This is a genomic window from Kribbella sp. NPDC104740, assembly GCF_055583505.1.
The window spans coordinates 223,535-241,328 of record NZ_JBVJNV010000002.1 but is presented as its reverse complement, the minus strand read 5'-3'; the positions used below and the strand labels follow the sequence as shown (position 1 = coordinate 241,328).

Annotated in this window: 17 protein-coding genes and 1 pseudogene; 9 read left to right on the top strand and 9 right to left on the bottom strand. The window is 70.7% G+C overall.

Translation table 11 applies throughout. The features are described from left to right. Window positions 1-6: 6 nt before the first annotated feature. The gene (thrS, locus tag ACZ6Z4_RS10765; RefSeq protein WP_465561305.1) at window positions 7-2,028 is read left to right on the top strand and encodes a threonine--tRNA ligase; all 2,022 of its coding nucleotides are present in this window, start codon (window positions 7-9) and stop codon (window positions 2,026-2,028) included. Beyond that, window positions 2,025-2,612, top strand: a complete 588-nt coding sequence (locus ACZ6Z4_RS10760) for an HIT family protein (RefSeq protein WP_465561300.1) — start codon at window positions 2,025-2,027, stop codon at window positions 2,610-2,612. The genes thrS and ACZ6Z4_RS10760 overlap by 4 nt, the downstream gene beginning before the upstream one ends. Here the strand turns inward: ACZ6Z4_RS10760 and ACZ6Z4_RS10755 are convergent. Continuing rightward, window positions 2,609-3,322 carry a hypothetical protein gene (locus ACZ6Z4_RS10755; protein WP_465561297.1) on the bottom strand — a complete coding sequence of 238 codons (714 nt, stop codon included), beginning with the start codon at window positions 3,320-3,322 and terminating at the stop codon, window positions 2,609-2,611. The two genes, ACZ6Z4_RS10760 and ACZ6Z4_RS10755, sit on opposite strands and share 4 nt — an antisense overlap. A 434-nt stretch (window positions 3,323-3,756) precedes the next feature. Between ACZ6Z4_RS10755 and pgsA the strand changes: the two genes are divergently transcribed. The 3 genes from pgsA to ACZ6Z4_RS10740 are packed head-to-tail and all read left to right on the top strand — an operon-like array spanning window position 3,757 to window position 6,623. After that, window positions 3,757-4,656: a phosphatidylinositol phosphate synthase gene (pgsA, locus tag ACZ6Z4_RS10750; RefSeq protein WP_465561294.1), complete on the top strand. Its 900-nt coding sequence runs from the start codon at window positions 3,757-3,759 to the stop codon at window positions 4,654-4,656. A 2-nt stretch (window positions 4,657-4,658) separates the two neighbouring features. Further along, entirely contained in the window at window positions 4,659-5,525 is an 867-nt protein-coding gene (locus ACZ6Z4_RS10745) for a phosphatidylinositol mannoside acyltransferase (RefSeq protein ID WP_465561291.1), read from the top strand. A 3-nt stretch (window positions 5,526-5,528) separates the two neighbouring features. Continuing rightward, on the top strand, window positions 5,529-6,623 hold the full coding sequence (locus tag ACZ6Z4_RS10740; RefSeq protein ID WP_465561287.1) for a glycosyltransferase family 4 protein: 1,095 nt from the start codon (window positions 5,529-5,531) through the stop codon (window positions 6,621-6,623). Window positions 6,624-6,657: 34 nt separating this feature from the next. On the opposite strand, the gene ACZ6Z4_RS10735 is transcribed toward ACZ6Z4_RS10740, so the two are convergent. Genes ACZ6Z4_RS10735 through ACZ6Z4_RS10715 form a run of 5 tightly spaced genes read right to left on the bottom strand, consistent with a single transcriptional unit; the run spans window position 6,658 to window position 9,678 of the window. Further along, window positions 6,658-7,095: a VOC family protein gene (locus tag ACZ6Z4_RS10735; protein ID WP_465561284.1), complete on the bottom strand. Its 438-nt coding sequence runs from the start codon at window positions 7,093-7,095 to the stop codon at window positions 6,658-6,660. A 45-nt stretch (window positions 7,096-7,140) separates the two neighbouring features. After that, window positions 7,141-7,401 carry an anti-sigma factor family protein gene (locus ACZ6Z4_RS10730; RefSeq protein WP_465561282.1) on the bottom strand — a complete coding sequence of 87 codons (261 nt, stop codon included), beginning with the start codon at window positions 7,399-7,401 and terminating at the stop codon, window positions 7,141-7,143. Further along, on the bottom strand, window positions 7,398-8,021 hold the full coding sequence (locus ACZ6Z4_RS10725; RefSeq protein ID WP_465561278.1) for an RNA polymerase sigma factor: 624 nt from the start codon (window positions 8,019-8,021) through the stop codon (window positions 7,398-7,400). Before ACZ6Z4_RS10725 ends, ACZ6Z4_RS10730 begins: the two co-directional genes overlap by 4 nt. A gap of 4 nt (window positions 8,022-8,025) precedes the next feature. Then, window positions 8,026-9,231: an MFS transporter gene (locus ACZ6Z4_RS10720; RefSeq protein WP_465561273.1), complete on the bottom strand. Its 1,206-nt coding sequence runs from the start codon at window positions 9,229-9,231 to the stop codon at window positions 8,026-8,028. Window positions 9,232-9,273: 42 nt separating this feature from the next. Continuing rightward, entirely contained in the window at window positions 9,274-9,678 is a 405-nt protein-coding gene (locus tag ACZ6Z4_RS10715; protein WP_465561270.1) for an HIT family protein, read from the bottom strand. A 260-nt stretch (window positions 9,679-9,938) separates the two neighbouring features. Here ACZ6Z4_RS10715 and ACZ6Z4_RS10710 point away from each other — a divergent pair, with 260 nt between their 5' ends. Genes ACZ6Z4_RS10710 through ACZ6Z4_RS10700 form a run of 3 tightly spaced genes read left to right on the top strand, consistent with a single transcriptional unit; the run spans window position 9,939 to window position 12,501 of the window. Beyond that, complete coding sequence (locus ACZ6Z4_RS10710) at window positions 9,939-10,385, top strand: hypothetical protein (RefSeq protein WP_363674298.1); 447 nt, start codon at window positions 9,939-9,941, stop codon at window positions 10,383-10,385. Further along, window positions 10,382-11,251 (top strand): tetratricopeptide repeat protein, encoded by an 870-nt coding sequence (locus ACZ6Z4_RS10705; RefSeq protein WP_465561265.1) that lies wholly within the window; start codon window positions 10,382-10,384, stop codon window positions 11,249-11,251. Before ACZ6Z4_RS10710 ends, ACZ6Z4_RS10705 begins: the two co-directional genes overlap by 4 nt. Window positions 11,252-11,253: 2 nt before the next feature. Further along, window positions 11,254-12,501, top strand: a complete 1,248-nt coding sequence (locus ACZ6Z4_RS10700; protein WP_465561262.1) for a tetratricopeptide repeat protein — start codon at window positions 11,254-11,256, stop codon at window positions 12,499-12,501. On the opposite strand, the gene ACZ6Z4_RS10695 is transcribed toward ACZ6Z4_RS10700, so the two are convergent. Both ACZ6Z4_RS10695 and ACZ6Z4_RS10690 read right to left on the bottom strand, forming a co-directional pair. Then, on the bottom strand, window positions 12,498-14,618 hold the full coding sequence (locus ACZ6Z4_RS10695) for an elongation factor G-like protein EF-G2 (RefSeq protein ID WP_465561259.1): 2,121 nt from the start codon (window positions 14,616-14,618) through the stop codon (window positions 12,498-12,500). The genes ACZ6Z4_RS10700 and ACZ6Z4_RS10695 overlap by 4 nt on opposite strands. A 204-nt stretch (window positions 14,619-14,822) precedes the next feature. Next, window positions 14,823-15,770: pseudogene (locus tag ACZ6Z4_RS10690) on the bottom strand (aldo/keto reductase); the annotation flags it as partial. A 108-nt stretch (window positions 15,771-15,878) separates the two neighbouring features. On the opposite strand from ACZ6Z4_RS10690, the gene ACZ6Z4_RS10685 reads away from it, so the two are divergent. Next, window positions 15,879-16,661, top strand: a complete 783-nt coding sequence (locus ACZ6Z4_RS10685) for a TetR/AcrR family transcriptional regulator (RefSeq protein ID WP_465561256.1) — start codon at window positions 15,879-15,881, stop codon at window positions 16,659-16,661. A gap of 136 nt (window positions 16,662-16,797) precedes the next feature. Here ACZ6Z4_RS10685 and ACZ6Z4_RS10680 read toward each other — a convergent pair whose 3' ends face one another. After that, window positions 16,798-17,760 carry an alpha/beta hydrolase gene (locus ACZ6Z4_RS10680; protein ID WP_465561252.1) on the bottom strand — a complete coding sequence of 321 codons (963 nt, stop codon included), beginning with the start codon at window positions 17,758-17,760 and terminating at the stop codon, window positions 16,798-16,800. Window positions 17,761-17,794: the final 34 nt, after the last annotated feature.

The following is a 17,794-nucleotide window of genomic DNA, read 5'->3' as shown; positions in this document are numbered from 1 at the left end:
AGCAACGTGTCGGAAGTCAAGGTCCATCTGATCGGCGTCGAGGGCGAGGCTGAGCGGAGTGTGACCGAGACGACGACGATCGGGGAGCTGTTCGCCGAGCTGTTCGGCCAGGACCGCTCCGCCATCGCCGCCCGGGTCAACGGTGAGCTGCGGGACCTGTCCCGGGTGGTCGCCGACGCTGACGAGATCGAGCCGGTCAAGGCCGGTTCCGAGGACGGTCGCGCGATCATCCGGCACTCGACGGCGCACGTGCTGGCCCAGGCGGTGCAGGAGCTGTTCCCGGAGGCCAAGCTGGGCATCGGCCCGCCGGTCGAGAACGGGTTCTACTACGACTTCGACGTCCCGACTCCGTTCACCCCGGACGACCTGGGTGCGCTGGAGAAGAAGATGCAGCAGATCATCAAGGAGCGGCAGCGGTTCAGCCGCCGGGTGGTCTCCGACGACGACGCGCGCAGCGAGCTGGCCGCCGAGCCGTACAAACTGGAGCTGATCGGGATCAAGGGCTCCGCGGCCGACGCCGCCGAGGGCGCCTCGGTGGAGGTCGGTGGCGGCGAGCTGACGATCTACGACAACGTCCGGCGCGACGACAGCGTCGCCTGGAAGGACCTGTGCCGCGGGCCGCACGTGCCGGCGACCGGATACCTGGGCAACTTCAAGCTGATGCGCACCGCGGCGGCGTACTGGCGGGGGAGCGAGAAGAACCCGCAACTCCAGCGGATCTACGGCACGGCGTGGGAGTCCCGCGACGAGCTGAAGGCGTACCTGACCCGGCTGGAGGAGGCCGCCAAGCGCGACCACCGCAAGCTCGGGACCGAGCTCGACCTGTTCAGCTTCCCCGACGAGATCGGCTCCGGCCTCGCGGTCTTCCACCCCAAGGGCGGCGTGCTGCGCAAGGTGATGGAGGACTACTCCCGCCAGCGCCACGTCGAGGACGGCTACGAGTTCGTCTACTCACCGCACATCACCAAGGCGCAGCTGTTCGAGACCTCGGGCCACCTGGACTGGTACGCCGACGGCATGTACCCGCCCATGCACCTCGACGAGGAGCGCGGACCGGACGGCGAGATCCGCAAGCAGGGCCAGGACTACTACCTGAAGCCGATGAACTGCCCGATGCACAACCTGATCTTCGACGCGCGCGGGCGGTCCTACCGTGAGCTGCCGCTGCGGCTGTTCGAGTTCGGGACGGTGTACCGGCTGGAGAAGTCCGGTGTCATCCACGGCATGACCCGGGCCCGCGGCTTCACCCAGGACGACGCGCACATCTACTGCACCCGCGAGCAGATGCGCGACGAGCTGAAGAACCTGCTCACCTTCGTGCTCGGCCTGCTCGCCGACTACGGCCTCGACGACTTCTACCTCGAGCTGTCGACGAAGAACCCGGAGAAGTTCGTCGGCTCCGACGAGGTCTGGGAGGAGGCGACGTCGACGCTGCGCGAGGTGGCGGAGTCGTCCGGTCTCGAGCTGGTCCCGGACCCGGGTGGCGCGGCGTTCTACGGCCCGAAGATCTCCGTCCAGGCCCGCGACGCGATCGGCCGCACCTGGCAGATGTCGACGATCCAGCTCGACTTCAACCTGCCGGAGCGCTTCGAGCTCGAGTACACGGCGTCGGATGGTTCGCGGCAGCGGCCGGTGATGATCCACCGGGCGCTGTTCGGCTCGATCGAGCGGTTCGTCGCGGTGCTGACCGAGCACTACGCCGGCGTCTTCCCGCCGTGGCTCGCGCCGGTCCAGGTGATCGGCATCCCGATCACCGACGGGCACGTCGACTACCTGTTCGAGATCGCCCAGCAGCTCAAGGCGCAGGGTATTCGGATCGAGGTCGACGCGTCGGACGACCGGATGCAGAAGAAGATCCGCAACGCCCAGAAGTCGAAGGTCCCGTACATGCTGATCGCCGGCGACGAGGACATGGCCGCGGGCTCGGTCTCCTTCCGCTACCGCGACGGCACCCAGAAGAACGGCGTCCCGATCGCCGACGCGATCACCGAGATCGTCGACTCGGTCCAGAAGCGCGTCCAGGTATGACAGATCCCGGAGCCACTCCTCCGGTCTCGCCGTACGAGCCGGAGGAGTTGGTGGAGCAGGTGGGGGTCGGCGACGCCGACCCGTTCCTGCGGTTGTGGACGCCGCACCGGATGGCGTACATCGCCGGGGAGAACAAGCCGACGAGCGACGCCGAGGGTGCGTGCCCGTTCTGCCGGATCCCGTCGCTGCCGGATGCTGACGGGCTGATCGTGCAGCGTGCGGAGGCGGCGTACGCCGTACTGAACCTGTACCCGTACAACCCCGGGCACCTGATGGTCGTCCCGTACCGGCACGTCGCGGACTACACCGAGTTGACCCCCGCGGAGGTCGCCGACGTCGCGCGGCTGACGCAGGAGGCGATGGTCGCCGTCCGCGTGGTCTCGGCGGCGCACGGGTTCAACATCGGTATGAACCAGGGCGAGATCGCCGGCGCGGGTATCGCGGCGCACCTCCACCAGCACGTCGTCCCGCGCTGGGGCGGCGACACCAACTTCATGCCGGTGATCGGCCAGACCAAGGTCCTGCCGCAGCTGCTCGCGGACACCCGCTCCCTCCTCGCGAAGAACTGGCCGACCGAGGCCTAGCGGAGGAACAACGGGAGCAACGGCTCGACGATGTCGAGGAGAGACTCCAACGGGATCTCTCGGGGTGGGTCGGTCAGCGCGCTGACCCGGACCACTCGGCGGCCGTTGCGGAAAACCAGCTCACCCTGCGCCGGGAGGTAGTAGCCCGGCCGGCCGATCGGGGCCGAGCGCGGTGGGGGAGTCTGGTTCGCCTCGGGGATCGTGTCGGCGTTGAAGGACTCGACGATCGCGACCGTGGCTTCGGTGGTGCCCCAGATGCAGGTGATTGCGCCGTTGCGGCGGTAGTCGCGCCGAAGCTGGACGAGTACGCCGATGAACCGCTCGGCCATCGCGCCCGACAGCTGACACGCCGCGTCGGACTGGCGAGCCGGGCGAATCACCTGCGGTACGGCGTTGCGCGCCGAGACCGCGACCCGGAGCAGTTCGCCGTCGGGGAGCCCCGAGGCGGTGGTGACCCGGACGATGCGGTCGCGCGTCTCGAACACGATCCCGCGCCCGCTGGTCCGCGCGCCGGGCCCGAGATCTCGCGCCGAGCCGCCGAGCTTGTCGGCAGGCTCGAACATCCCGAGCGTGTTGGCGACTCGTTCGAGTGTTCCCGGGTGAGCCGCGAGCGAGCTGACCCCGATCGTCACCGGCTGCCCGCCGACGACCAGCGTGCACAAGTCGAACGCGGGCAGCCCACCGTCGTTCCACCCGAAGGTTTTCGCCACCCACTTGCTGCTCGGGCGGCGCACGAGGTTCCCGGGTGCGGCGACCGCCGTACAGGCGTGTGGGCCGGGCTGCCCGATGCTCCCGTCGACTCCTTCAGGCTGTGGCGGAGCGATCACAGTCGGCACGACCGCCGCTGGCCGCGGCGCTTCAACCGGCGCCTCGTCTGCTCGCTGCGCAACTGAGCACGCAGGCAACAGCCCGACGGCTAGTGCGAGCAGGAGCGGGCCCGTACGGCGTACGGACAGAAATGAGCCGGGTTGGTGGGCCGGGCGGGGGTTGGGCATGGGGGGCTCCGCGGCCGGGGGCTTGGGCGGGTGATGCCATGGTGCGCCTCGGGGGTGTGGGTTCGCCAGTGCTGCCGGAGCGGCTCGACGCGGTGTCGGGGTGGCGCTGTCACCTGTTGGTGGTCGGGCTGGACTACGATCGCGTCGCCATGCTTAACAGATTCCGGCAGTTCTGGACCAAGGTGATCACGCCGATCGCCACCCTTCTGCTGCGGCTCGGGGTGAGCCCGGACGCGGTCACTCTGGTCGGCACGATCGGCGTCGCCGCGGGTGCGCTGGTCTTCTTCCCGCGCGGGCAGCTGTGGATCGGGTGCCTGGTGATCACGCTGTTCGTGTTCTCCGACCTGATCGACGGCTACATGGCGCGGACGTCGGGCACGTCGTCGAAGTGGGGCTCCTACCTGGACTCCACCCTCGACCGGCTCGGCGACGGCGCGATCTTCGGCGGGCTCGTGCTGTTCTACGCCAACTCCCGCGCCGGCGACTCGACGCTGATGGCGGCGGTGACGCTGTGGGCGCTGGTGATGGGCGCGACCACGTCGTACGCGCGGGCCAAGGCGGAGAGCCTGGGCCTGCACGCCAGCGGCGGGCTCGCCGAGCGGGCCGACCGGCTGGTGTCGGTGCTGGTCGTCGGCTTCTTCTCCGACGTTTTCAACCTGCCGATCCTGCTGCACATCGTCCTGTGGTACCTGGCGATCGCCAGCACGATCACCGTCGTGCAGCGCACGCTGTCGGTCCGCAAGCAGGTGCTCGCTGATCCGGCTAATGCAGGGCTCGGTACGCCGACGAGCGGAAACGCAGGGCCGGGTACGCCGACGAGCCCGGCTTCGCCGGCAAGCTCCGGCGCGAGTACGCCGGGGGCAACTCCGGCAGCCGACGCGGGTGTGAGCACGCCGGGCGCGACGTCGCCGACGGGCGGTGGCACGGCGACCAGCGGCGGCGTGCAGGCCGATGGCGGCGCGGCGCCGTCCGGCAATTCGGCCCCCGGCGGCAGCGAGCCCCCCACGGGCCCGACCGACGGCCCCGAGCACCCCAGTTCCAACAGCTGACGATGGACGGCCTGCGCCAGCGCTCGGTCGACCTGGCCTTCGCGCTGGCGTGGGCCCTCGTACGTCGCCTGCCCGAGCCGGTGGTCACCTGGCTGTTCACCCGCGCCGCTGACTTCGTCGTCAAACGCGACGGCAGCGGCGTCCGCCGCCTCCGCGCCAACCTGGCCGTCGTCAAACCGACAGCCACAGCCGACGAACTCGACGCGCTGGTCAGCGCCGGCATGCGCTCCTACCTCCGCTACTGGCAGGAAGCCTTCCGTCTCCCCGAGTGGGACGACGCCCGCATCGTCGGCCGCGTCCGCACCGTCAACGAAGAGCGCCTCCGCGACGCCCACGCCGCCGGCAAGGGTGTCATCTGCGCCCTCCCGCACCTCGCCAACTACGACCACGCCGGCGCCTGGGCCGGTCGTACCGGCATGCCCGTCTCGACCGTCGCCGAGCGACTCAAGCCCGAATCGCTCTTCGACCGGTTCGTCGCCTACCGCGCGAAGCTCGGCATGGAGGTCCTCCCGCTCACCGGCAGCGACGAGCACGTCTTCGGCGTACTGGCTGAGCGTCTCCGCGCAGGCGGCTTCGTCTGCCTGGTCGCCGACCGGGACCTGTCCGAGCGTGGTGTCCCGGTCGAGTTCTTCGGCCGCAAGTCCCGGATGCCTGCCGGTCCGGCCGCGCTCAGCGTCCGCACCGGCGCTCCGCTGATCCCGGCGACGCTCCACTACGACGGCCCCGACCTCGTGATCACCTTCCACCCGCCGATCCCGCGCGAGGGCGGTCCGGCCGCGATGACGCAGCGGTGCGCGGACGCGTTCGCCGAGGGCATCGCAGCGCACCCGCAGGACTGGCACATGCTGCAGCGCATCTTCGTGGACTGACCGATGCGGATCGGCATCGTGTGCCCGTACTCCCTCGGTACGCCGGGCGGCGTGCAGAACCATGTCCGCGACCTAGCCGAGGCGCTGCTCGCCCGCGGCCACCACGTCTCCGTGCTCGCCCCGGTCGACGACGATCAGGCACCGCCGTACGTCGTGTCGGCGGGCCACGCGGTCGGCGTCCCGTACAACGGCTCGATCGCCCGCGTCACCTTCGGCCCGCGCACCGCGGCACGGGTCCGGAGCTGGCTGGCCGACGGCCGCTTCGATGTCGTCCATGTGCACGAGCCGACGACTCCGAGCGCGTCGATCCTCGCGCTTTGGGCCGGCGATGGCCCGTTCGTCGCGACGTTCCACACCTGGCAGGTCCGATCGCGCGCGATGAGCGCCGCCTCCGGGCTGCTCCGCCCGGCGCTGGAGAAGCTCGACGCCCGGATCGCGGTCTCGGAGAACGCGCGCTCGATGATGGTGCAGCACATCGGCGGTGAGGCGGTGGTGATCCCGAACGGCCTGTACGTCGACCGCTTCGCGGGCCGGGTCCGCCCGGAGTGGCGCGGCACCGACGGCACGATCAGCTTCATCGGCCGGATGGACGAGCCGCGCAAGGGTCTCGCGGTGCTGCTCGCCGCGGTTCCCGCGCTCGTCACGCAGCGGCGCGGGCTGAAGGTGCTGATCGCGGGGACCGGTCAGGGCGAGGAGGCGCGGCGCTCGCTTCCGGCGTACTGCCGCGACAACGTGCTCTTCCTCGGCGCGATCGACGACGAAGCCCGCGCCGACATGCTCGCCGGCTCGGACCTGTTCGTCGCGCCGCACCTGGGCGGCGAGAGCTTCGGGATCGTGCTGCTGGAGGCGATGGCCGCCGGCGCTCCGGTCGTGGCCAGCGACTTCACCGCCTTCCACCAGGTCCTCGATGGCGGCCGGCTCGGCGAGCTGTTCGAGCCCGGTTCGCCGGACGCGCTCGTCGCGGCCGTGCTGCGCTTGCTCGCTTCGCCCGACGAACGCGACAAGCTGCGCGACGCCGGGCTGTCCGCCGTACGCCGGTACGACTGGTCGACGCTCACCGACGAGATCCTCGCCGTGTACGAGCTGGTCGTCAGCTGAGGCGATCCTCGCGCTGGTCCCAGCGGCCGTCGTCCTACAAGTACTCGGCGAGGCCGACGAAGATCCCGGACGGGCCGCGCAGGTAGCAGAGCCGGGTGCTGTCGCCGTACTGCGCGATCTGGCCGACCAGCTCACCGCCGAGCGGTCGCAGCCGGGCGACGACGTCCTCGATGTCGGTCACGGTGAACATCACCCGGTGCGTGCCGATGATGTTGTGCGGCGGGTTCTGCGGCGTCGCGGGCGCGGCGACGGGGGAGAGGTACTGGGCGAGCTCGAGCCGGCCGGGGCCGTCGGGGACCTTCATCATCGCGATCCGGCAGCGGACGCCGTCGAGCCCGACGCTCTGGTCGGCGAAGTCGCCCGCGACCTCTCCCTCGCCTTCGAGCGTGAGACCGAGCTCGCTGAAGAAGGCGACGGCGGCCGTCAGGTCGTCGACGACGATGCCGACGTTGTCCAGGCGCTGGAGCGTCATGGTGGTTCTCCTCGGGTCGGGCGGCCGGTGCGGCCGCTGTTGACCCTAGGACGAGGCCGGTCCGGGCTCCTCGACATCGCGGCGGCGGAAACTTTCGAGCAGATTCGCGCGAGAGGCAACGCTCAGCGCATCGGCCGGCAGGCTGTTCAGCGCCTGCGTCGTGCGCCGGACCTGGTCGAGGTAGTGGTCGCAGCCTTCACAGTCGTCGAGGTGGGCGACGAACGCCTGCTCCTCGGCCGGGGTGAGCGCACGTTCCAGGTACGCCGTCACCTGCTCGACGAACTGCCGGCATTCGAGCTCGTTCACGCGGATCCCTCCTGAGCGTCGTAGTACGTCTCCAGCCGGCCGCGCACGAACGCACGGGCGCGGTGCAGCAACACCCGCTGGTTGGCCGCGGTGATGTCGAGCAGCTCGCAGACCTCGTCCGAAGCCCAGCCCTCGGCGTCGCGGAGCGCGATCACGATCCGCTGCCGCTCCGGCAGCTCCTCGAGCGCGGCGATCAGCAGCTCCCGTACTTCGGCCCCGAGCGCTCCGCTCTCCGGCCATCGTGTCGGCGGCTCCCACCAGTGCCCGGGGAACGGGTCACCGTCCGCCTGGAAGCGGCGCGGATCGACCGAGATCGCGCTCTCCAGTTCCTCGGTCGGGACGATCCGGTGTTCCCGGATCCCGCGGCGCTTGGCCGTGTTGGTGAGGATCCGGTAGACCCAGGTCCGCAGCGACGAGCGTCCCTCGAACCGGTCGAGGCTCTCGATCACCGCGAGCCAGGCCTCCTGAACGACCTCGGCCGCCGACTCGTCGGTCGAGACGTAGCTGCGAGCGAGCCGGAGCATGCCGGGGGACCAGCGGTCGAGAACGAGCGAGAACGCGCTCTCTTCGCGCGCGCACAACCGGCGTACCAGCACGGTGTCCAGGGGCAGGTCCTCCATCGACTCAGGCTAGTGACCGGTGGCGGGCGACCCACAGCAACGCACCGGCGGCCAGCACGACGGCGCCCGCGAGCAGCCAGCCGGCGCCGTACACGTCGGTCTCCTGCGTGACCGCGCCGAACCCGAGCGCGAACGGCGTGAACAGCATCCACGAGACCGCGCTGATCCCCGACGCGACGCCGGTCCGGATCGTGGAGTCGACGGCGTCGTGCACCAGGTGGCTGACATGGATCCCGATCACCACGACGAGCAGGGTGAGCGTCACGATCGCGACGGTCAGCACGGCCAGGTTCCCGCTCGTCAGCAGTACGCCGGAGCAACCGAGCATCACCAACGCGACCGTTGCCGCAGGCAAGCGCCGGTCGAGGTGGAGCCGCCCGGCGAGCAGCCCGCCGAGCCCGAGCGCGCTCACGACACCGGCCCAGAACGGCCCGTAGAAGCCGGCCGGCGCGTCCAGTTCGAGCAGCCACAGCGGCCCGAACTCGTACATCGCCTGCAGGATCAACGCCGCCAGCACCGCCGCGGTCGCCACCGGAACCAGCCGCCCGCGATGCAGGATCGCCCGCACGCTCACGCGCAGATGCTCGCGCAGCGGAGAGCGCTCACCCGTCTCGTGCAGCCGCGGCTCGCGGAACCGGGAGAGCGCGATCAGCGACCCGGCCACGAAGGGCAGCGTCACGAAGTACGTCAGCCGGGTCGACGACACGGAGGCGATCCACCCGCCCGCGAGCGCGCTGGTGACCAGGGCGGCGCTCTCGATCAGCCGGATCCGCCCGATCTCCCGCTCGTACGCCGTACTGGTGCCGGTCTGTTCGAGCACGCTGTCGTAGACGACCGCCTCGACGGTGCCGGAGTAGAGCGCGAAGTACAGCCCGAGAATCAGCGCGGCCACGATGTACGCGACGACGTTCTCGCTGAGCGCCCCGATCAGCACGGCGACCAGCAGCGCGAGCGCCGCGAGAACCAGGACGCCGCGGCGCGACCACCGGTCGGCGAGAACGCCGGAGAGCACCTCGGCGACCGGCACCAGCCCGGCGTACGCGGCGGCCATCACGCCGATGGTCGCCGCGTCGAAGCCGATCTCGGTCATGAACAGCTTCTCGACCGGCACCCAGAACGCGATCCCCTGGAGGAACGCCATCAGCTGCAGCGGTGCGAGCCGCGTGCGCAGCGTGCCGGTGCGGACGGTGGGGCTCAGCGTCAGGGTCATACCTGTGCAGTGTCAGAGACCCCCGCGAGCGTTACACCACGATCAGCGCAGCTCCTCCGCGGTCTCCGCGATCACGTTCGGGTCGCCCGGCGTCGGGTGCCAGGGCAGTTGCAGCGGGTCGTTCTTGTACCGCGGTACGACGTGCAGGTGGGTGTGGAACACGCTCTGCCACGCGTCGGCGCCGATGCAGCTGAGCAGGTTCGCGCCGTCGGCGTCGAGGCGCTCGATCACCCGGCCGACCAGCGACTGCGCGAGCAGCGTGGCGGCGGTCAGGTCCTCGGCGGTGGTCTCGCGCAGATCGGTGGAGTGCGCTCTCGGGACGACCAGCAGGTGGCCGCGGGTGGCCGGGTTGATGTCCATGAACGCGATCGCGCGGTCGTTCTCGGCGACCTGCTGGGACGGGATCGAACCCGCGACGATTCCGCAGAAAAGACAGTTGTCGGTCATGCGGCCAGCCTAGAGCCGCAGGCTACGCCGCCTGGCGCTGGTCCGCACCCGTCGGGCGTGGAAATAGCGGGGTCCGGCGTGGAGGCGGCGGGAGTCGGGATGGAGGCGGCTGGGTCGGGCGTGGACGCGGCGGGGTCGGGGGTGGAGCCGGCGACGGTCGCGCTGGGACAGGCGGGCCGGCGCTGGCTTAGACTGCGCGGGCCGAGAGGGCCGCGTGAGGTGAGCGCTCTCCGGCAGTGCTGAGGCCCAGGAGGGGACGGATGGCGGACGAGCTGTTGCGGCCGACGATCACGGCGAACGTGGACCTGTCGGTGCGGCCGTGGCGGTTGATGTCGCAGGCGTACGTCGCGTTCTTCGGCGGGGTGCTCGCGGTGACGGTGATCGCCTACCTGAACGCGCGGCGGCTCGGCGTGAGCCCGGCCGGGCAGCGGCAGATCATCGGCGTCGGCGTGCTCGCGCTGGTGGTGTCGGCGGCGGTCGTCGTGTTCCTGACCGAGGACGAGGCGGCCAGCGGGCTGCGGATCGCGACCAGGGTCGTGGCGGTGCTGTGCTGCCTGGCGCAGCTGCGGATCCAGCGGCCGATGGACCGTGCGTTCCAGCTCCGGACGACGGAGTACAAGTCGCTCTGGGTGCCGGGCGTGGCCGCGGTGATCGGGCTCGGCGCGTTGGAGCTCGTGCTGCTCGGCGTACTGGCGGTGACGGTGTGAGCGAACCGACCGAGGCCCGGCTCCAGATGGCCGGCCACTGGCTGCAGATCGGGCACCCGGAGCGCGCTCTCGACGAGCTCCAGGGGCTGTGGGGTGACGCCGCGCTCGACTACCGCGCGTACCTGTTCCGCGGTGCCGCGCTGCACGCGCTCGACCGCAACGTCGACGCCATCGAGGTCCTGCGCGACGGGCTCGCCCAGCACGGCCCGTTCCTCCCGCTGCTGCAGATCCTGGCCGCGGCCTTGCGTGCGGAGGGCCGGCTGCCCGAGGCCGAGGCCGCGCTCCTGCAGGGCCTGAGCCTGGACCCGAACGATCCCGACCTGTTGCTCGGCTACGCGATGGTCTGCCTGTCGGCCGGTCAGGCCGATAAGGCGAACGCGCTGGTCGAGCGTGCGGCGTCGCAGGCTCCGGAGAGCCCGCAGATCTCGGCCGCCCGGGCCCAGGTGGCGTTTGCCCTGGGCAAGGATCGCGACATGCACCGGCACTCCGAGAAAGCGCTCTCGCACGATCCCGACGACCCGAACGCGCGCGCCCTGCACGGCACGTCGGCGATGCTGACCGGCGACGCGAGCACGGGATACCGCTCTCTCGCGTCCGCGGCCGCCTCCGATCCAGGCGACCCGGACTTGCGCGCAGCCGCCCGGGAGGCGCGCCTCGCGAACCACCCGCTGATGCGTCCGCTGCGCCCGTTCCAGCGGTTCAACCCGCTGATGGTCTGGATTGGCGCGGTCGTCGTGATCTACGGCCTGCGCCTGGCCGGCCTGCGGCCGCTCGCCCTGGTCGCGGCGGTCGCCTGGTTCGGCTTCTGCATCTACTCGTGGGTGGCGCCTCCGCTGCTGCGCCGCTGGCTCAACCGGAACTGGTGACGATGACGAACGACCGGATCTCCGCCCTGCGCAAGGCCGTCGAGACGAACCCCGACGACCTCCTGCTCAGGCTCGTCCTCGCCGAGACGCTGGTCGCGGCCGGAGAGACGGAGAGCGCTCTCGACCAGTACGTCGTACTGATGGATCAGCAGGGTCTCCCGGAGGACCAGCTGGTCGCCGTCGGCGAGCTCGCGGCCGCCAACGGCCGGCTCGCGCTGCTGCGCAACTGCCTCGAGGCCGCGCGCCAGGCCGGCGTCGTCGAAGGCACCGGCCGGTTGCAGCAGCTGGTCGACGAGATGATCGCGGCCCGGACCGGCGTGAAGGTGAAGGTCGGGCCCGAGGAGACGCCGGACGGCTTCGCCGGCGACACCGCGAAGGAGACCACGACCTTCGACCAGGTCGGCGGCATGGACGAGATCAAGCGGGTCATCCACCGGATGGTGATCCTGCCGCAGAGCCGGCCCGACCTGTACGAGAAGTACGGCCGCCGCTCCGGTGGCGGCGTGATGCTGTACGGCCCGCCCGGCTGCGGCAAGACGCTGCTCGCACGGGCGACCGCGGGGGAGTGTGGGCTGCCGTTCGTCAACGTCCGGATCGAGGACGTGATGGACCCTTACCTCGGCGTCTCCGAGCGCAACCTGCACGCGGCGTTCGAGCGTGCCCGGGCCAACGCGCCGTGCGTGCTGTTCCTCGACGAGCTCGACGCGCTCGCGTTCGCGCGGCACAAGCACGGCGGGTCCGAGGCGCGGCGGCTGGTCGACGTCCTGCTGCAGGAGCTGGACGCGATCGGCTCCGACAACACCGGGCTGCTGGTGATGGCGGCGACCAACGCGCCGTGGGACGTCGACGAGGCGATGCTGAGGCCGGGGCGGTTCGACCGGGTGATCTTTGTGCCGCCGCCGGACGAGCCGGCCCGGGCCGACATCCTGTCCGTCGTACTGAGGGACGTGCCGTCGGCCGGGCTCGACCTGAAGTCGCTGGCCGCGCGGACGCCGATGTTCAGCGGCGCGGACCTGCGGGCGCTCGTCGAACGCGGCGTGGACGCCGTGATCGACGAGGCGCTGACGACCGGCGGCGAACCACCGCTGGCGATGCAGCACCTCGACAGAGCGCTCCCCGCGGTCAAGCCGTCGACGCTCGACTGGCTGCACCGGGTGCGCTCCTACATCGAGTTCGCGAACCAGTCCGAGCGGTACGACGAAGCGGCGGCGTACCTGAAGTCCAAGGACGTCCGCAAGCGGCTCTCCTAGACCTTCACCTTCGACGCGGCCGCGTCGGGCATCGGCTCGTACCGCGAGAACGAGCGCGTGAACGAAGCAGCGCCGTGCGAGAGCGAGCGCAGGTCGATCGCGTACCGGGTGATCTCGACCTGCGGCACCTCGGCCTTCACCAGCGTCCGGTCGTCACCGACCTTGTCGGTGCCGAGCAGGCGCCCGCGCCGGCCGGACAGGTCGCTCATCACCGCGCCGACCAGGTCGTCCGGGACGAGCACCGAGACCAGGTCGACCGGTTCGAGCAGATTCACCTTCGTCGCGTTCGCTGCCTCGCGTAGTGCGAGTCCGCCGGCCATCTGGAACGCCATGTCGGAGGAGTCGACGCTGTGCGCTTTCCCGTCGAGCAGCGTCACCCGGATCCCGACCATCGGGTAGCCGGCGCCGACGCCCTTCTCCATCTGCGCCCGGATCCCCTTCTCGACGCTCGGGATGAACTGCCGCGGCACCGCGCCGCCGACGACCTTGTCGACGAACTCGAACTCGGTACCCTGCGGCAACGGCTCGACCTCGATGTCGCAGACGGCGTACTGGCCGTGGCCGCCGGACTGCTTCACGTGCCGCCCGTGGCCCTTCGCCTTGCCGCCGAACGTCTCGCGCAGCGGGACCCGGAGCTCGACGGTGTCCACCGAGACGCCGTACCGGTTGGCCAGGGCGTCCAGTACGACGTCCGCGTGCGCTTCGCCCATGCACCAGAGCACGATCTGGTGGGTCTCCGGGTTCTGCTCGATCCGCAGCGTCGGGTCCTCGGCCGCGAGCCGCTGCAGGCCGCCGGACAGCTTGTCCTCGTCGGTCTTCGCGCGGGCCTGGACGGCGATCGGGAGCAGCGGCTCAGGCATCGTCCATGGCCGGAGCACCAGCGGGTCGGCCTTGTCGGAGAGCGTGTCCCCGGTTTCCGCGCGGGTCAGCCGGCCGATGGCACACAGATCACCCGCGATCACCGCCGACGCCGGGCGCTGCTGCTTGCCGAGCGGGAACGACAGCGTCCCGATCCGCTCGTCCTCGTCGTGGTCGGCGTGGCTGTTGGCCTCACCGAAGAAGGACGTGAAATGGCCCGACACGTGAACCGTCGTGTCGGGCCTGATGGTGCCGGAGAACACGCGCACCAGGCTGACCCTGCCGACGTACGGGTCCGACGTCGTCTTCACCACCTCGGCGAGCAGCGGGCCGTTCGGGTCGCAGGTGACCTTGCCCTTCGGTACTCCGTGCGGGCTGAACACCTCTGGCACCTGGTGCTCCGGCGGCGACGGGAACCCGCTGGTCGCGATCTCCAGCAGCTCGACCGTGCCGACGCCGGTGCCGCTGCAGACCGGGATCACCGGGAAGAACGAGCCGCGGGCGACCGCGCGCTCGAGGTCCTGGACCAGGATGTCGGAGTCGATCTGCTCGCCCTCGAGATAGCGCTCCATCAGGGACTCGTCCTCGGACTCCTCGATGATCCCCTCGATCAGGCTGCCCCGGTGCTCCTCGACCAGCTCGGCGTACGACGCGTCCGGCGGGTGCGTGCTGCGCTTGCCGTCGGCGTACTCGTAGTGGGTCTGCGACAGCAGGCCGATCACGCCGTGGCCGGCCGGAAGGTAGAGCGGCAGGACCTTGTCACCGAACGCGGCCTGAGCGCCGGAGAGCGCGTTCTCGTAGTTCGCGCGGGCGTGGTCGAGCTTGGTGATCACCACCGCGCGCGGCATCCCGACCTGGTCGCACTCCTGCCACAGCGCCTTGGTCGGCTCGTCGACGCCCTCGTTGGCCGGGATCACGAAGAGAGCGCAATCCGCCGCTCTCAGCCCGGCCCGGAGCTCGCCCACGAAGTCGGCGTACCCGGGGGTGTCGATCAGGTTCAGCTTCACGCCGTCGTGCACGAGCGGCGCGAGCGCGAGCCCGACCGAACGCTGCTGGCGGATCTCGGCGTCGTCGCAGTCGCACACCGTCGTCCCGTCGACGACGGTGCCAGCTCTGTTCAGCACCCCGGAGGCGACCAGCAGCGCCTCGACGAGAGTGGTCTTGCCACCGCCGGACGGACCGACGAGCACGACGTTGCGAATGGCGGCGGGGGTATCGGCACCCGGCGCGCCCTGGGAAGTGTTCGCCTTGTCTGCCATGACGTTTCCTCCTGTTCGCCCACCATTCCCCGAAGCACGGGGTCTGCACAAGAGGAACAGCGCACGACCGCCCAGCGGAACAGGTCCCTGGGCGGTCGTGTACTCCTTCGGTCAGGCCTTGTTGCTCGCCGGGATGCGGACCGGGGCGAACGCGTCCTGGATCCACTTCGGGTACGCCGGCGCCGGGCTGCTGACCTCGTCGAGCTCGGCCAGGTCCTTCTCGGTGAGCGTCAGTTCGCTGGCCGCGATGTTGTCGGTCAGCTGCTCCACCTTGCGCGACCCGACGATCACACTCGTCACCGCCGGCTGCGCGAGCAACCACGCGAGCGCGACCCGCGCCGGGCTCACGCCGTGCCGGTCGGCGACCACCCGCAGTACGTCGACGACGTCGTACCCACGCTCCTCGTCGAACGGCACGAAGTCGGCACCGGTCTGCGCCCGCCGCGACTGCTCGTCGGTCGTCTTCCCGCCACGATCGAACTTCCCGGTCAGGAAGCCGCCCATCAGCGGCTGCCACACGGTCAGGCTGACGCCTTCGTTCAGCGCCATCGGCACCAGCTCACCCTCGGGCTGCCGGGCGAGCAGCGAGTAGTTGATCTGGTTCACCACGAACTTCGACTGGTGGTGCAGCGCCGAGACGCCGAGCGCCTTGCTGATCTGCCAGGCCGCGAGGTTGGACGCGCCGAGGTAGCGCACCTTGCCCTGCCGTACGGCGTCGTCGAGCGCCGCGAGCGTCTCCTCGATCGGCGTCACGTGGTCCCAGTTGTGGATCTGGTACAGGTCGATGTGATCGGTCCCGAGCCGCCGCAGGCTGTCCTCCAGGGACCGCATCACGTGCAGCCGGGTCAGCCCCTGGTCGTTCGGGCCCGGCCCGACCGGCGCCAGCAGCTTCGTCCCGAGAATCACGTCCTTGCGGCGCTTCCCGAGCGCCTTCCCGAGCAGCACCTCGCTCTCGCCGTCGGCGTACACGTCGGCGGTGTCGACGAAGTTCACCCCCGCGTCGAGCGCCGTGCCGACCATCCGGTCGACCTCAGGCTGGTCCAGCCCACCGATCGCGCCGAACACCGGGTGGTCCTTACCACCGAACGACATCGCGCCGAGCGCGATCTCGGACACCCACACCCCGGTCCGGCCGAGCTGACGGTACTTCATGCTGCTGCTCCTCAGAACTTATTCGGACACTCTGTCTAAAAACCAGGCTACAACGCGCTTCAAGCGAGATAAGGTCGGGGGAGTCCCTCGATTTCCCGGAGCCGTCAGATGCCCTCGCCCGCCGCGCCCGAGCCGTCCGCCGAGCGCACGTCCGCCGAGCGCACGTCCGCCGAGCGCACGTCCGCCGAGCGCACGTCCGCGGCCGCGCCGATGCCGCGCGGCCAGGCCGCGCCTTCAGGTGCGGCGCCCGGCGGGCCGGCGGGCAGCAAGTCCACCACCCCCGCGACGTCCACGCGCCCCGCGCCGCTCGGTCGACCTGCGTCCGCCGAGGCCGACCTCCTCGCGGCCGCCCAGCGCCTGCTCAACCGAGGCGCCCGCTTCACCGACCTCAGCGCCCAGCAGATCGCCACCGAAGCCGGCGTCGCGCGCTCCAGCTTCTACGTGCACTTCCGCGACAAGACAGATCTCCTCATCCGCCTGGCCGCCCAGCTCATCGGCCCGAACTTCGGCACGGCCTCAGCCTGGAGCCCCGAGGACGGCCTCGACGCCCTCACCACCGGTTTCGCCGCGATCGTCGCCGCCCACCGCGAGCACGCCGCCGTACGCCGGGCCGTCGCGGAAGCGGCGACGTACGACGAGACCGTCCGCGAGTTCTGGGAGCAGGAGATCAACCAGTTCACCGAGCAGACCATCCGCCTGCTCCGCATCGAGCAGGCCGAGGACCGCACCCCCGGCGACCTCGAGCCGGTCAGCGCCACCGAGATCATCGTCATCGGCGGCGAACGAGCCATCGTCGAACACGTCAACACCCGCCCCGAGTCCACCGACCCGGCCTTCTGCGCCGAGCTGGCGAGGATCTGGTGGTACGGCGCCTACCGCCGTCCTTCGTAGCCCCACCCGGCCGATCGGGCATCCTCCGACAGCCGAGCCGCCGGGTGGCGCACATGCGGAAGCAGGTTGTGCCAGCGGGTTCGGCCGCCGCGCTGCCGGCTCAGCGGCCACGCACTCGCGGGCCCAGCACCTCCAGCTAGCCCGCCACCGCCGCCAGCGCGCGCTGGATCGCGTCGATCCGCAGGTCCCACGTCCGCCGGGTGATCGCCGCGTCCGGCACGAACATGTCGTACACGTGGTAACCCCCGGGATGCACATGCAGCTCCGTCGGCACCCCCGCTGCCATCAGCCGCTGGGCGAAGGCGATGTCCTCGTCGCGGAACAGATCGAGCGTGCCGACATCGATGAACGTCGGCGGCAGCCCACTCAAATCAGTCGCCCGCGCCGGAGCCGCGAGACCGTCGGCGGCGCGGCCGTTGAGGTACCAGCCCCAGCCCTCCAGGTTGGCGAAGCGGTCCCAGATTCCGAGGTCGGTGATCTCGTGGCTCGATGGGGTCTCGTTGCGGTCGTCGAGCATCGGGTACGGCGCGAGCACCAGCGCGGGCCGCGGGCCGGAGCGGTCGCGGGCCGTCATCCCGACCGCGATCGCGAGACCGCCGCCGGCGCTGCCGCCGTACACGATGAGCTGGTTCGGGTTGATGCCGAGCTCGGCGGCGTGTGCGACGGTCCAGAGCAGGCCCGCGTAGGCGTCCTCGATCTGCGCCGGGTACGGATCCTCGGGCGCGAGCCGGTACTCGACCGACACGACGACAGCTTTCAGTCGCCGGCACAGCAGCGTGGCGGAGGCGTCCTCGGTGGCGATCCCTCCGTAGTTCATACCGCCGCCGTGGATGTAGTACACGACGGCGGAGTCCTGGCCGGCGTCACGATGCCGGTACGAACGCAGCGCGATCGCGGGCGCGCCTTCCGGGCCCGGCACGTCCGGGATGTCCTGCTTCTCGACGTCGTCGAACGCGGTCGGCGAGGAGGCCAGCGCTTCGATCACCGCCCGGCGGCGGTCCTCGAGCGACTCGATGCCCTCGAAGCCTCCCGGCAGCGCTTCGAGGAACTCTTCCAGCGGACGACGCAGCTCCGGATCAATCAGCTCAGGCGGATTCACGCCAGCACGATAAGGGCGCTCGACCCGGCATTTT